The following is a 13,763-nucleotide window of genomic DNA, read 5'->3' on the forward strand; positions in this document are numbered from 1 at the left end:
ATAAAGGTATTTTGTATAATTATTTTACTTATGGCGATTGTGGTGAAGTGGCTAACACAGCGGGTTGTGGTCCCGTCATTCGCGGGTTCGAATCCCGTCAATCGCCCCATATGCTTAATTGCACCTTAGTAAGCTAATTAGCTTACTTTTTTATTTTTTTATATAAAAAAACTTACCGAAGTAAGTCATAATAAATTCATTGGCGGGAGTTAAAGGAATCGAACCCTTATCATCGGTTTTGGAGACCGCTATAATGCCATTATACTAAACTCCCAATTTGGTAATTACTTACCAAATTTGAAGTGACAAATGTCACCATCTTTCATTATATAGTTTTTACCTTCAGAACGTAATTTACCAGCTGATTTTGCACCAGCTTCACCACCGAAGTTAATATAATCTTCAAAAGAAATTATATCGGCTTTAATGAATTTTTTTTCAAAATCTGTGTGAATTACGCCAGCGCATTTAGGTGCGGCTCATCCTTTATGGTAAACTCAAGCTCGAGCTTCTACTTGACCTGCTGTAAAATATGTTTCTAAATTCAGTAAATCAAAAGCTTCTCTAGTTAGAATATCTAAACCACTAGTTTCGATTCCGTACATTCCTAGTAGCTCCATTTTTTCTTCTTCACTATCTACTTCAATTAATTCACTTTCGAGTTGTACGCAGATAGGTAAAAGCTTTTCGTTTACTTTCAGAGAGTTTTTAAGTGCACTAAATAAAGAATCATTTTGATAATTTGCAAATTGATCATTACTTAAATTAGCAACATAAATAATAGGTTTTAAAGTCAGTAAATGATATCCTTTAATAAATTTTAATTCATTTTCATCTAATTCAACTTCACGAGCTGGGATGTTGTTTTCAAGAGCTTCTTTAACTTTCAAGGCAGCATTTTGTTCGATGATACCATCTTTATCGCCAGCTTTAGCTTTTTTAGCTACACGATTTAAAACATTATTGATGGTTTCTAAATCAGCTAGTAGTAGTTCATAATTAATTACTTCTTTATCACGCACAGGATCTACGCTATTAGCTACGTGCATAATGTTTTTATTTTCAAAACAGCGAACAACATGAATAATTGCATCTACTTCACGGATATTAGCTAAAAATTTATTTCCTAAACCTTCGCCTTTTGATGCACCTTGAACTAATCCTGCGATATCAACGAAATCAAAAGTTGCGTAAATAACTTTATCAGGATTAATTATCTTAGCAATTTGTTGTAACCTTTTATCCACCAATGGAACTGATGAAATATTTGGTTCTATTGTTGTAAAGGCGTAATTGGAAGCCTCAACTTGTTTACGAGTAATAGCACTAAAAAGAGTGCTTTTACCTACATTTGGTAATCCTACAATACCTGCTTTTAATGACATATAGTCTCCTATCTTCTTTTTTGGTTAGCGTTAATGAAAAAGTTTATTCCTAAAATAAAAACTAATCACACAGATAAATATAAAATAATATATCAAATCTCAGGAGTAGTACCAAATAAAATTGCTGGATTAGTATCTAAAATAGGTTTAAACATCGCTATATCGTTTAGTGTCGCATAAGTAATTAAATTGGTTATTTGAGTAGATGGCAAAATACTTGCTATTTGTTGTAATCAACCTGGAAGTTGTGCTAGCGGAATGTATGCACCAATTATAAAACCACCACCAGCAGAAATTGATGCTGATAATGCAGAGAATACTCCTAAGTTTTTAACAAATGAAAAAATAAAGTTTCAAATTGAAGAGTTTATTAAAACTCCAAAAAACATAGCACAGAAAATTTTCAAAATAATTAAAGGAGTAAAAAGAAAATTTTGATCTGCAGCAATATAAATTAAAGCTATTAATAAAATAATTGCTGAGATGAAAGTGTTTAATAATATATTAAATAGTAAGTAACTAATACGTACAAGAGAAGAACGCATTGGTGTAATATAAAAATCATTTAACACTTTCTTTTGTTGATCTTCTACCATAATTGAACAAAGTGAAATAGCTGTTGTTAAACTAGTAATTGTTAGCAAAGTGATTAGTAAAGAAGTGTCAGAATATTGATTTTTAGTAACTTTTATAAAACTATTAATTTTATCAATAATATCTTGATTAAAAATAGTTTGATAAATTGTTGTATTTTCTAATTGTGGATTATTCAATTTAGCTAAGTACATTTTTTGCATTATATTTGAATTATTAAAAATGCCACTAAAATTTAAATTTTTTAATAAAGGATTATATAAATCATTTATAGATAATTCATTTCTATTTTTTAAGATTATCTGATTCATATCTACTGTCTTAATAACTTCATTAATTGATAAAGAGTTATATTCTGCATAATTTTTAGAAATTTCTGAATTAATTAAAGGTCAAATAACTTTTCAGTCATATAGTTTATTTAAATAATTTAATTGTACATTTTGGTCTGGATTTAAATTTAATTTCATTAAGCCTATAAAATGTTGAATTGAGACTTGATCTAATTTAGATTGCAAAGCATGATCGTCTTGAAAATTTGAAAATAAATTATTTCAAATTACGTCATTAGTAGCAAAAGCAATATTTGGAACTTGATCTTGATAAAATTCTTTGGTAAATAAAATAAAAATTAAAAGAACAAATAATGGAGACATTAAAACAAAAAAGATTCTTCTTGGATCTTTAAAAAACATTTTAAAGTTACGTAAAAAGAGTATATTAATCTGTTTAAACACTTTTTTCTCCTAACTGATTTAATTTTTCTGGATGTGTAACATTTAGGAAAACTTCATCCATTGTTCCTTTTAGTAATTCATAATCTTTAATTAAATCTTGGTTTTTAAATACAAAATTTTTGGCTAAACTATACTCACTAAATTTTAGAACGTAGCAATTTTGTTCGTAATTAAAATTAATATTATTTTTCTTTAAAATTGCTTCCAGTTTTAAATTAAAAGTGTCAAAAATTTTAATAGTGGTTGTTGAATAAACTTGTTTTAATTGACTTGGTGTACCCTCAACTAATTTTTTACCCTTATTTATAATAATTGCGTATTGGCAATTATTAGCTTCTTCCATGTAATGAGTAGTAAGCAAAATAGTTAATTTTCTTTCTTTTTGAATTTTAAATAAAATTTCTCAAACTAATTTTCTAGAAGATGGGTCTAAACCTGTTGTTGGTTCATCTAAAAATAAAATTTCTGGTCTATGAACTAAAGCACGAGCTATATCAACCCTTCTTTTTTGTCCACCACTCAATTTTCCATATGGTCTTTTAGCAATTTCTTCTAATTGAAATTCTTTAATAATATTTTCAACAACTTCCTTTACAGTAACTTTTTGTACTTTAAAAAAATCTGTATACATGGTTGCTCTTATCATTAAGTTATCTTTAACACTTAATGTAGGATCTAAAATAGATTCTTGAAAAACAATTCCAATACTTTTGCGAATTTGCTTAATGTTTTCTTCAGCGTTTAAACCATTAATTGTAATTAAACCTGAGTCTTTACTAAGTAATCCTAAAATAATGTTTAAGGTAGTGCTTTTACCTGCACCATTTAAACCTAAAAAACCAAATAGTTCACCCTTGCGAACTTTAAAACTTAAATTATCTAACGCTTTATTTTCTTTAAAAGATTTTGATAAATTTTGAATTTCGATAGCTATTTCAGAATTATTTTTCAATATATCGTTCATCAAATACTCCTATAAAAGGTAAATTTCTAAGTTTTTCTTGATAATCAAGTCCAAAACCAACTAAAAACTCATCAGGAACTATAAAACCAGAATAATCAGCGTTTAGATTAGACTTACGATTATAAGGTTTATCCATTAACGTTAAAATTCTGAAACTTTTTGGTTTACGATTTATTAAAATTTCTTTAATTTTTTCTAAGGTAATTCCACTATCAATTATATCTTCAACTATTAAGACATCTTTGTTTTCAATATCTTCTGCTAAATCCATGATTATTTTTACACTGCCAGATGTTGAATGACTTCCGGCATAACTTGACGCTGTCATAAAATCAATTGCATGGTCGACTTCAACATTTTTAATTAATTGAGCTAGAAAAGGAACAGAACCTTTTAATAAACCAACCAGAATTAGTGAGTCTGAATCTTTATAAGTTTCATTAACTCAATTAGCACAGTCTTTAATTTTTTCTTCAATGAATGCTTGATCAAAAAGTATTTTTTTAATTTTTTTATGACTATTCATTTTAAGCTCCTTGATATTTTTTTATTATACTTACTGCTTGATAAAAAACTTCATCTTCGGTTTTATTGTTAGTGTCTATAATTTCGTATTTTATGTTTAATTTTTTAACAACTTCAATAAAAGTGCTTTTATAAATACTTAATAGTTCATAAAAGTATGGTTCATTTTTATCTCATGTTTGAATTTCTACTTCTCTGCCTCTTTTGAATAATCTCTTTTTAAAATTATCAAATGTAACATCTAAAAAGATAGCTACTTCTGGTAAATCTTCTTTTTGTACGATTGTATTAAAAAGCGAATTATAAGCGTTTTGAATTTTAGCTTGTGCATTTTTTAAATTGATTTTAGAAAACACATAGTGCTCAGCTACAAAACGATCAATAACTATTAAATCGTTTTTTGGGTTCATTTTTCTTCTATTAAATTCATCTTTAATTTTTTGTATGCTACCTAGATGGTGTTCAATTGCATAAACTTGAAATGTTAAATCAAAATTAGGTTTTCTTTGATAAAGTCATTGTAGCATTGTATTAAAAACTTCATCTTCTTCGGAAAACTCTTGCAATAAAAGTGCTTTATCATTATAAAAATCTTTTAATTTCTCAGATAAAACGCTTTTTCCACTACCAATCATTCCTGAAATTCCAATTAACATAACTTCTACCTCTAATTAATTTTTATTTGACTTAGCAAGAAAATTCCTGCAGTTTCAGCTCTTAAAATTCTTGAACCCAATGAAACAATTTTTGTATTATTTTTTACCGCTAAATCAATTTCACTTTCAGAAAATCCACCTTCTGGACCAACAATAAAAGTGCTGCTTTGATTTATAGGTTGTTCAAGCGAACTGCTTAAATTAGTTTTTTCGTGTGCTAGTATTTTATTTGGAAAACTTTGCTTAATAAAATCACTAAATTTCATTATTTCAGTAATTTCTGGTACTTGATTTCTATAAGATTGCTCAGCAGCATTTAAAACAATTGTTTGAAAGCGCTCTCTTTTTTTGTTAAACTTATCAAATTTTAAAAGATCATGATTAGTATGTTCTGTTACCAAAGGAATAATTTTTGTAACACCTAATTCAGTTGCTTTTTGCAACAACCACTCAAATCTTTCAAATTTAATTATTGCAGCTGCGAGTACAATTTCATATTGATGCTCATGATTCTCATCAATTTTAGAAATAATTTTAGCTAAGTTATTTTCAAGCTTACAGATATAAAATTCTTTTTCATAAACACAAACAAATTCTTTTTCTTGAATTCTAAGCACTTTTAAATGTTTTAAAGTTTCTGGATTTAAAGTAAAAAAATCACCTTTTTTAGTTGAAACAAAAAAACGATTCATTACTCTTCATCCATAATTTCTTCGTATTCTTCAAGTGTTCCTCTAAATAAGAAACTTTTTGTAGGTGATTTTAATTCTAAAATAACATCTGCACATTGGTTAACAAATGCACGGTTATATGTAGTAAAAATAGCTCCACCTTTATAGTTTTTAACTCCTTCAATTACTGAGTCAATACTTTCTGCATCAAGGTGATCTAAAGGTTGGTCTAAGATAATAAAGTTACTTTCAAGAAGCATCATTCTAGAAAACATAAGTCTAGCTTTTTCTCCACCGCTAGTTACTGCTACTTTTTTAAATACTGAATCATTGCTAAAAAGCATTCTTCCTAAAAATCCTCTCATACGAGCATCGTCGTTTTCACGATTTTCTTTTTCTTTATTTTCTAAAGGTCATTTTGAAATTCATTCTAAAATATTTTCATCAGTATTGAAATATTTTGAATTATCATTTGGGAAATAACTATGTGTTATTGTTTGTCCTCACTCTACTGTTCCACTTTTTGGAGTTCTAAGTCCGACTAAACATTCCAAAAGTCTTGTTTTAGCGATATCATCATCACCAACAATAACCATTTTTTCTCCAGGTCTTAATGTGAAAGAAACATTTTCAAATAGTACATCACCATTTTCGTTTTCGTATGATAAGTTTTCAACATTTAAAATTTGTTTTCCATGATCACGATTCATTTCTCAACGAACAAAAGGATATTTTCTGTTAGAAGGTTTGATTTCTTCTAGTTGAATTTTGTCAAGAGATTTTTTTCTTGATGTTGCTTGTCTTGATTTTGAAGCGTTAGCACTAAAACGAGCAATAAAACTTTTTAGTTTTTCGATTTGAGCTTCTTTTTTAAGATTTGATTGTTTCATCATTTCTCTTGCTAATTCTGATGATTCTTTTCAAAAGCTGTAATTTCCTGTGTAAATTTTAGCTTCATTGTAGTCGATATCAACAATATGAGTACAAATTGCGTCTAAAAAGTCGCTGTCGTGACTAACAACAATAACAACATTTTCATAATCAATTAAAAAGTTTTCTAATCAACGAATACTTCTAAGGTCTAAGTGGTTAGTTGGTTCGTCCATGATTAAAATATCAGGATTTCCAAATAAAGCTTTTGCTAATAAAACTTTAATTTTTTGATTAGCTGTTAACTCAGACATTTTTTCATTTCATTTGTCTTTTGGTATATTTAAGTTGCTAAGCAATTCTTGAGCATCATTTTCAGCTGTTCATCCACCTAATTGACCATATTGATCTTCAAGTTCTGCGGCTCTTTCATAATCTTCCATTGTGGCTTCTGGGTTTGCATAAATTTTATCTTTAGCTTCTTTAATAGCATATAAATCAGTATTACCCATAATTACTACTTCAGTAACTTCAAATTCATCATACGCATTATGATCTTGGCTTAAAACAGAAATACGTTTATTTTTTTCTTTTAAAATTTGTCCAGATGTTGGTTCTATGTTACCAGCAAGCATTTTTAAAAAAGTACTTTTTCCAGCTCCATTAGCTCCGATAATTCCATAAGTGTTACCAGCAGTAAATTTTAAATTAACATTTTCAAACAACTTCTTATCAGTAAATATTTTGCTTAAATTTTGAACTTCTAACATTTTTTCTCCTTTTTAAGTTTATTTTTTATATAAATTGTTTATATTATATTTTATTTTTAGATTTTAAATCATACTTTCTAAGTATAAATCTGGATAAAAAAATAAGGAAATGATTCCTTATTTGTAACCAAACTTATTAAGTGCTTTTTCATCATCAATTCATTTATTAGCTACTTTTACTTTTAAATTTAAAGTTGTTTTTATATCAAATTGTTGAGTAATTTTCTTACGAGCATCAATTCCTATATTTTTAATCATTTGTGCATTTTTACCAATAACCATTCCTTTTTGGGAAGCTTTTTTGACATAAATAATTGCTTCGATTGTTAAATATTGTTCTTCTTCAATAAATTCACTAACTTCTACAGCAATTGAATGCGGCAATTCTTGATAAAGACGATTAATAGCTGATTCTCGAATAATTTCTTTTGCTAGAAATCTCATTGATTTATCAGTAACATAATCTAAATCGTATTGCGGTTCACCTTGATAGCCATAAGTTTTGATTAAATTAATTAACGCTTCGATAGAATCTAAATTTTGAACATCAGTAGAAACGATGTGTTCAAAATTATAAGGCTGCAATGAATTAATTTTTTCGGTTAAAAGATCAATATTACCTTTAATTTTGCTAATTTTAGAAACAACAGCAATTTTATGTTTAACATGCTTAATGTTATCTAAAATCATTAAGTCACCTTTTCCTAAAATTTCATCACTTGGAGTTAAAAATAAAAGAACATCAACTTCTTTAATTGAGTCATAAGCATTTTTATTAAGTGATTCACCAAGTTTATTTAAAGGTTTATGGATTCCAGGTGTATCTGTAAAAATTATTTGGTATTCATCATCAGAGTAAATACCAGTAATTTGATCTCTGGTTGTTTGTGCGGTTGGAGTAACTATAGCTACATTATAACCAATGATTGAATTTAATAAGCTACTTTTACCAACGTTTGGTCTTCCTATAATACTTGCAAAACAAATTTTCATAATTATTTAATATCTTCTGATCTAATTCCGAAAGGAACTAATTCTTCAACAGTGTTTACTCTAACTTGTTGACCATCATTACTATATTGGTAAACTTTAGCATCTGAAGGGAAAAATTCAGTCATGACTTGTCTACATCCAGCACATGGGCTAATAATTTCGTTCTTTTGGCTAATAATATGTATTTCTTTAAATTGTCCAACTTTTCCACCGTATGCCACAGAACCAAAAAGTGCACTTCTTTCTGCACATAAACCTGATGGATAAGCAGCATTTTCTACATTAACTCCGTAGTGTTCTTTGTCATCTTGATCAATAGCAATAGCGGCAACTCTAAAATTTGAGTAAGGAGCGTAAGAGTGTTTCAAAAGATCTCTTAATTTATCAAATTCAATTTTCATGTTATTCCTCTTCTCTAGTAATTTTAAGTGGTTTAAAGATTTTATCAACTAATTTATTCATCTGAATTCTTTCTTGCTCAACTTCATGGTCATATCCCATTAAATGTATTAATCCATGAGCAAAAAGATAACAATATTCCCTTCTAATTGAGTGACCGAATTCATCAGCTTGTTTAAGCATTTTATCTCAACAAATAACAAGTTCTCCAAGATGAATAAAAGGCATTTTCTTATAAAGTTCAATATCACCAAAATCAAAAGATAAAATATCAGTCACGTAATCCTTATTACGATATTCACGATTTAATTCTCTAATTTTTTTAGGCGAAACAACTGAAACATCTAAAACGATATTTTGCTTTATTTTAAAAACTTTTCTTAAGTTTTCTATTAGTTGTAGCATCTCTTTTTCGTAAACCACTACATTTTTTATTCTTGTTTTAAATGTAATTAAAACATTGTCATTTTTAATATGCATATTTTAATTATATTTTATTAATTGATTAGTACTATAAAAATTGGAAAATCATTTCCATAATTGTCTTTTGCTCTAGGAAAATGGAAATGTTTAAGTTTTTTATATTATAATCATTCATCAATTGTTTGGTATTTATTGCCTCTATAAGTATTTTTTGATCTAAATAACCTTTTATTAAAATTGTATCTTCATAAAATTGTTCATTAATTTGATAAGTAATTTTATATTCGTTATTTTGCAATATGTTTCAATCTACATTTTGTAAGCTTAATTCATTTTGATTTAAAAATAAAAATCCATTTTGGTATTTTTCAACTTTGAAAAATATAAAAAAATAAATTAGTAAGCTAGTGTTAATTATCAAGAAAACTAGTATTAAATAAAAAAATCATAAATTTCTAAATTTAGCAAATTTCATAAGTTTCACTTTCTGGGAAAAAGAATTTATTATTGTGACTTATTTCTACTACCATTTTATCTTTCAATAATAATGTGAGTGCTTCTTTGATTTTTAAATAATTGTTTTAATCTATTGCTTCACACGCTTCATCAAAAATAAATAAATCAGTTTCATAAAAATAGCATTTTAATAGTTTTAAGATTTGTTTTTGTCCACTTGATAAATTAGAAATATTTTCAAACAAAATATTATTAGTTTCTAAATAATCAAAAAAATATTTATTCGGAAGTTGTTTTAAAAATATCATAAATTCATCCAAATTCTTAATATCTAAAAAATCTTGTACCGCCATATTTAAATCTATATCTTCATTTGTAATGAGCATAATTTTTGACTTATAATCTGTGTTTAAATAAGTACAAAAGGGAATATCATTTACTAAAATTTCACCACTATCTGGTTTTAAATTACCTGCTAATAATTTGTATAATGTACTTTTACCAGCACCGTTTTTTCCTTTAATTATTAATTTATCTTTAATTTCTAATTTAGTAATATCAATTGTATTTTTCAATTTATTCTTATTAAATTTAAAACTTAAGTAGCTAATGGTAATTTTGTTAATTTTATTATTTAATTTCAATTTGTCTTGATTTTTTTGTTTTAGTTTTTCGTCTAAATTAAGGATATTTAAATAACTTAAATTTTTATTATTTTCATTATGTAAGTTTCATAAAGTTAAGATTGATTTTATAGGTTTTGTCATTAGGTTAGCAGCAGTCAAAAAGAAAATTAATTCAATTATTTTTAACTGATTTTCTCATATTTGAAAACTACCAAAAATTAACACGATAAAAGGAGCTAAAATTTCAAGAAAATCATTTAAAAGCATAATATTGGTATTTTTTGTTTTAAATTCGAATTGGAATTTATTTATTTGCTCAAATTCTTTATTAAAATCATTTTCGGTATTTTTTTCAATATAAATATCATAATTATTGCGGTAAATATTTAGTAAATTATTGATTTTGCTGTCTAAAATATTGTTTTGCTGTAATAATTTATAGTAGTTATTAGTGTATAAATTTTTATTTATTCAACTAATTATTATGCTTAAGAAGGAATAAATAAGTAAAATAAACATTAAAGTTCAGTTTACTTTTCAAAGAAGAAAAAAACTAATTGCAAAAGAAACAAAGTTGTTAATTACTGTTGCTCAAAAAACAGTTTGATATTGAATTACATTAAAACATAAACTAAGTCTATTTTTTATTTCCAAGTTACTAAACTTATTTAAAAGCGAAAATCGATTATAACTAACATTCTCCAGAAAATCTAAAAACATTTTTTGTGATTTTTGAAAAAGTATTTTATTTATTTGTCTTTGAATTAAGGTTTTAAAAAGCAAATAAGTAGTAGTAATTCAAAAAAATGTTAAAGCAATCATAATAATTTGTGAATTTAACCTGCTAGGAATTACTGTGTTTAGCAAATACTTTGAGACAAAAGGAAAAATAAAACTCACCAGCGTTTCTGAAATTAAAATTAATAAAAAAGGAATATTTATAAGTTTCTTTATTTTATTGCCTTCTTTTAATTCATCGTTTTGATTTTTTGTCACTTTTTTTGAGCTTTTTTGAAAACTAATAACTACATTTAAAAAAGATTTAGCAAAATTGTTATAGCTTATTTTAACTTTTCCTTGTGCTGGATCAAAACATATTAAATTTTCTTTTGTAATTTTTAAAATAACAATAAGATGGGACACATTATTTCTATTAATAATTGCAGCAAGAGGAAATGATTTTTTGTCTAATTGCAGCATTTGTTCAAAAGATAAATTGTATGTGTCTGCTTGAATGTCATACTTATTTGCCACAGTTGTTAAATCTGCAATTGAAACACCGTTGTCAGAATAAAAAACTTGTGATTGTAATTCACTAATACTTGGTACATTTCAACTAAATTTTTCTATAAAAAATTGAAGAACATATAATCCGCAGTCTTTTTGGTCGAATTGTTTTGCTTCCATACATTTAATAAGTAAAAAAAGTAAGTGACTGAACAAAAATAGGAAAAATTACATAATTAGCTCTATAAAGTTTTATAATAATTAAACTTAAATTTATTTTTAAAGGAGTAACTAAATGAAAAAAGTAGTTGCATTAGCTAGCGATCACGCTGGTTATAAACTTAAAAAAGAACTTTGCGATTATGTTCGTTCATTAGGATATGATACAGTTGACTTAGGACCAGATACTGATGAAAAATCAGTAAGTTATGCCGAACAAGGAAAAGAGCTTGCAGAATACATCGATTCAAGACACCCGGACTTTGGAATTGGAGTTTGTGGTACTGGACTTGGGATTTCATACGCTTTAAACAGACACAAAAGAATTCGTGCTGCTAGAGTTACAACAGTTGAAGATGCACATTTAGCAAAACAACACAACAATGCAAACGTTTTAGTGTTCGGTGGAAGACAAGTTAAATTAGAAGATGCTAAAAAGATGGTTGATGAATACATTAAAACAGAATACGAAGGCGGAAGACACCAAGTTAGAATTGATCAACTAGATGAATAAAAATAAAAAGATGCAAAATTAATTAGCATCTTTTTTGTTTTAAATATCTACAAAACTTAATTTTTATAATCAATTGATTAATTAAAAAAAATTTAATATATTAAAATTTAATTATGAAAAAGAAAAACTTTCATTTTAAAAAGATTTTGTGAATTATTTTCGAAATCATCATTTTTGGTGGTTTAATTTTTGGTTTATCACTACTTATAACACAAATTAATATTTTATTAAGTTGATTATTTTTACTTATTTTTTATTTAATAAATGTTTTGTTTGCTTTCATTATTTATTCACAGAAACGACAAACAAATGCAAAACTCAGCTGAGTGTATTTAATTTTAATTTTCCCAATAATTGGACATATTATATTTTTAACATTTGGTTTAATTTTCGTTAATCGTTATGAAATTAAGACTCAGCATGATACAGAATACCAATATGAAACTTATTTTCAAAAGCAAGCTACTTTAGCTGATAATGACACAAGAGCTTTAAGTGTTTTAAATAAAAAAAATTTTCTGAGTGCTAATTTTCAATTTTACTCTGAAGGTTATCATTTTTATCATGAATTAATTGATGCTTTATCACAAGCTCAAAAGAGCATATTTATTATTTCGTATATTATTAAACGCAGCGAAATTACAACTGAATTTATGCAATTGATAAAGGATAAGCTTGCAAAAGGAGTTAAAGTTTACTGGCTTGTTGATGATTTTGGTGTTATGCCATCTCAAAAAAAAGAGCTTAGAAAACTTAAAAAATTAGGTGCACAAATTTTTATTATTGGAAAAATACATTATCCATTTATTAATGCAGCAAGTTTTAGTAGAAATCATCAAAAATTTATTGTTATTGACAATAAAATAGTTTATTCTGGTGGTAACAATATTTCAGACGAGTATGCTTCACTTAGCAAGAAATATGGTCACTGAATTGACTTAAATTATAAAATTACTGGCGAGTATGTCAATGAATACAATTTATGATTTATGAGATTTTGAAATATTGTTACAAAGCAAAAATTAGACATAAAAAACTTTTTAAATTATGACTTTAACACTGAAAACAATAGTAAATCGCTTTTAGTTATCGATTCACCTTCTTATAACTATTCAACTTCAGAGTTTAACTGATTAAAGCTATTTGGAGATGCAAGATGTGAAATTAAGATAGCAACTCCGTATTTTGCTATTAGTAATTCATTAGAAAAACAAATTATTTTAGCTTTACAATCAGGTGTTAAAATTACAGTATATATACCTGGCCTTCCTGATAAAAAATTTGTTTATAAAGTTACTTTAAATCAACTTAATTATCTAATTAAATATGGATTAGAAGTTAAGGTATATAAAGGATCTTTTTTACATACAAAAGCAGGAATTGTTGATTATAAATATGCATGAGTTGGAACTAACAACATGGATAGTCGCAGTATGTTTAGTCAGTATGAAACAATGGATTTATTTTATGGTGAATCGGTTGTTGATTTAGCTAAAATTTTTGAAATATACGATCGTAATTGTGTTGATTTTAAAACTCTTTATGATCTAGAAAAAAACGGAACTTCTTTTGGGAATTTTTTAGCTAATTGAACCAAACCTTTAATCTAATTAAGTGTGGATTTCCACACTTTTTGTTGTTGTTTATTTTTATTAACTAGCTACCAGAATAATGATAAAATTTATATATATGTTAAAACTATATTTTATTGTAAAATATTAGTTTTATTTTTTT

The 13,763-nt window shown here is 26.3% G+C and carries 14 protein-coding genes and 2 tRNA genes; 3 read left to right on the top strand and 13 right to left on the bottom strand.

The features are described 5' to 3' along the window. Positions 1–33: 33 nt before the first annotated feature. Positions 34–109 (top strand) — tRNA-His (locus tag EI91_RS02985). A gap of 91 nt (positions 110–200) precedes the next feature. Here EI91_RS02985 and EI91_RS02990 read toward each other — a convergent pair. The 13 genes from EI91_RS02990 to EI91_RS03050 form a co-directional block, all read right to left on the bottom strand. After that, positions 201–274, bottom strand: a tRNA-Trp gene (locus EI91_RS02990). 10 nt (positions 275–284) lie between these two features. Beyond that, entirely contained in the window at positions 285–1,385 is a 1,101-nt protein-coding gene (ychF, locus tag EI91_RS02995; RefSeq protein ID WP_036452930.1) for a redox-regulated ATPase YchF, read from the bottom strand. 8 nt (positions 1,386–1,393) lie between these two features. Further along, the gene (locus EI91_RS03000; protein ID WP_036452931.1) at positions 1,394–2,716 is read right to left on the bottom strand and encodes an ABC transporter permease; all 1,323 of its coding nucleotides are present in this window, start codon (positions 2,714–2,716) and stop codon (positions 1,394–1,396) included. Continuing rightward, complete coding sequence (locus tag EI91_RS03005) at positions 2,709–3,680, bottom strand: ABC transporter ATP-binding protein (protein WP_036452933.1); 972 nt, start codon at positions 3,678–3,680, stop codon at positions 2,709–2,711. The genes EI91_RS03000 and EI91_RS03005 overlap by 8 nt, the downstream gene beginning before the upstream one ends. Beyond that, positions 3,658–4,206 carry a hypoxanthine phosphoribosyltransferase gene (gene hpt / locus EI91_RS03010; RefSeq protein WP_036452935.1) on the bottom strand — a complete coding sequence of 183 codons (549 nt, stop codon included), beginning with the start codon at positions 4,204–4,206 and terminating at the stop codon, positions 3,658–3,660. The genes EI91_RS03005 and hpt overlap by 23 nt, the downstream gene beginning before the upstream one ends. 1 nt (position 4,207) lies before the next feature. Further along, positions 4,208–4,861, bottom strand: a complete 654-nt coding sequence (locus EI91_RS03015; protein ID WP_036452937.1) for a deoxynucleoside kinase — start codon at positions 4,859–4,861, stop codon at positions 4,208–4,210. Between the two features lie 11 nt (positions 4,862–4,872). Next, positions 4,873–5,553 (bottom strand): 16S rRNA (uracil(1498)-N(3))-methyltransferase, encoded by a 681-nt coding sequence (locus EI91_RS03020; protein ID WP_036452938.1) that lies wholly within the window; start codon positions 5,551–5,553, stop codon positions 4,873–4,875. After that, the gene (locus EI91_RS03025) at positions 5,553–7,172 is read right to left on the bottom strand and encodes an ABC-F family ATP-binding cassette domain-containing protein (protein WP_036452939.1); all 1,620 of its coding nucleotides are present in this window, start codon (positions 7,170–7,172) and stop codon (positions 5,553–5,555) included. Before EI91_RS03025 ends, EI91_RS03020 begins: the two co-directional genes overlap by 1 nt. Before the next feature lie 117 nt (positions 7,173–7,289). Beyond that, positions 7,290–8,165, bottom strand: a complete 876-nt coding sequence (gene era / locus EI91_RS03030; RefSeq protein ID WP_036452940.1) for a GTPase Era — start codon at positions 8,163–8,165, stop codon at positions 7,290–7,292. Positions 8,166–8,167: 2 nt separating this feature from the next. After that, the gene (gene cdd / locus EI91_RS03035; RefSeq protein WP_036452942.1) at positions 8,168–8,566 is read right to left on the bottom strand and encodes a cytidine deaminase; all 399 of its coding nucleotides are present in this window, start codon (positions 8,564–8,566) and stop codon (positions 8,168–8,170) included. 1 nt (position 8,567) lies between these two features. Beyond that, positions 8,568–9,044 carry an rRNA maturation RNase YbeY gene (gene ybeY, locus EI91_RS03040; RefSeq protein WP_051789186.1) on the bottom strand — a complete coding sequence of 159 codons (477 nt, stop codon included), beginning with the start codon at positions 9,042–9,044 and terminating at the stop codon, positions 8,568–8,570. Positions 9,045–9,075: 31 nt separating this feature from the next. Further along, positions 9,076–9,462, bottom strand: coding sequence for an MAG1140 family protein (locus EI91_RS03045; protein ID WP_036452944.1), 387 nt, complete (start codon positions 9,460–9,462; stop codon positions 9,076–9,078). 106 nt (positions 9,463–9,568) lie between these two features. Beyond that, positions 9,569–11,476: an Mbov_0121 family peptidase domain-containing ABC transporter gene (locus EI91_RS03050; protein ID WP_036452945.1), complete on the bottom strand. Its 1,908-nt coding sequence runs from the start codon at positions 11,474–11,476 to the stop codon at positions 9,569–9,571. 115 nt (positions 11,477–11,591) lie between these two features. On the opposite strand from EI91_RS03050, the gene EI91_RS03055 reads away from it, so the two are divergent. Then, positions 11,592–12,029: an RpiB/LacA/LacB family sugar-phosphate isomerase gene (locus EI91_RS03055; protein ID WP_036452947.1), complete on the top strand. Its 438-nt coding sequence runs from the start codon at positions 11,592–11,594 to the stop codon at positions 12,027–12,029. Between the two features lie 113 nt (positions 12,030–12,142). Then, the gene (locus EI91_RS03060) at positions 12,143–13,639 is read left to right on the top strand and encodes a phospholipase D-like domain-containing protein (protein ID WP_036452949.1); all 1,497 of its coding nucleotides are present in this window, start codon (positions 12,143–12,145) and stop codon (positions 13,637–13,639) included. Positions 13,640–13,763 lie beyond the last annotated feature (124 nt).

Source organism: Mycoplasma buteonis (assembly GCF_000733865.1).
In the GTDB taxonomy this organism is placed as follows: Bacteria; Bacillota_I; Bacilli_A; order Mycoplasmatales; family Metamycoplasmataceae; genus Mycoplasmopsis; species Mycoplasmopsis buteonis.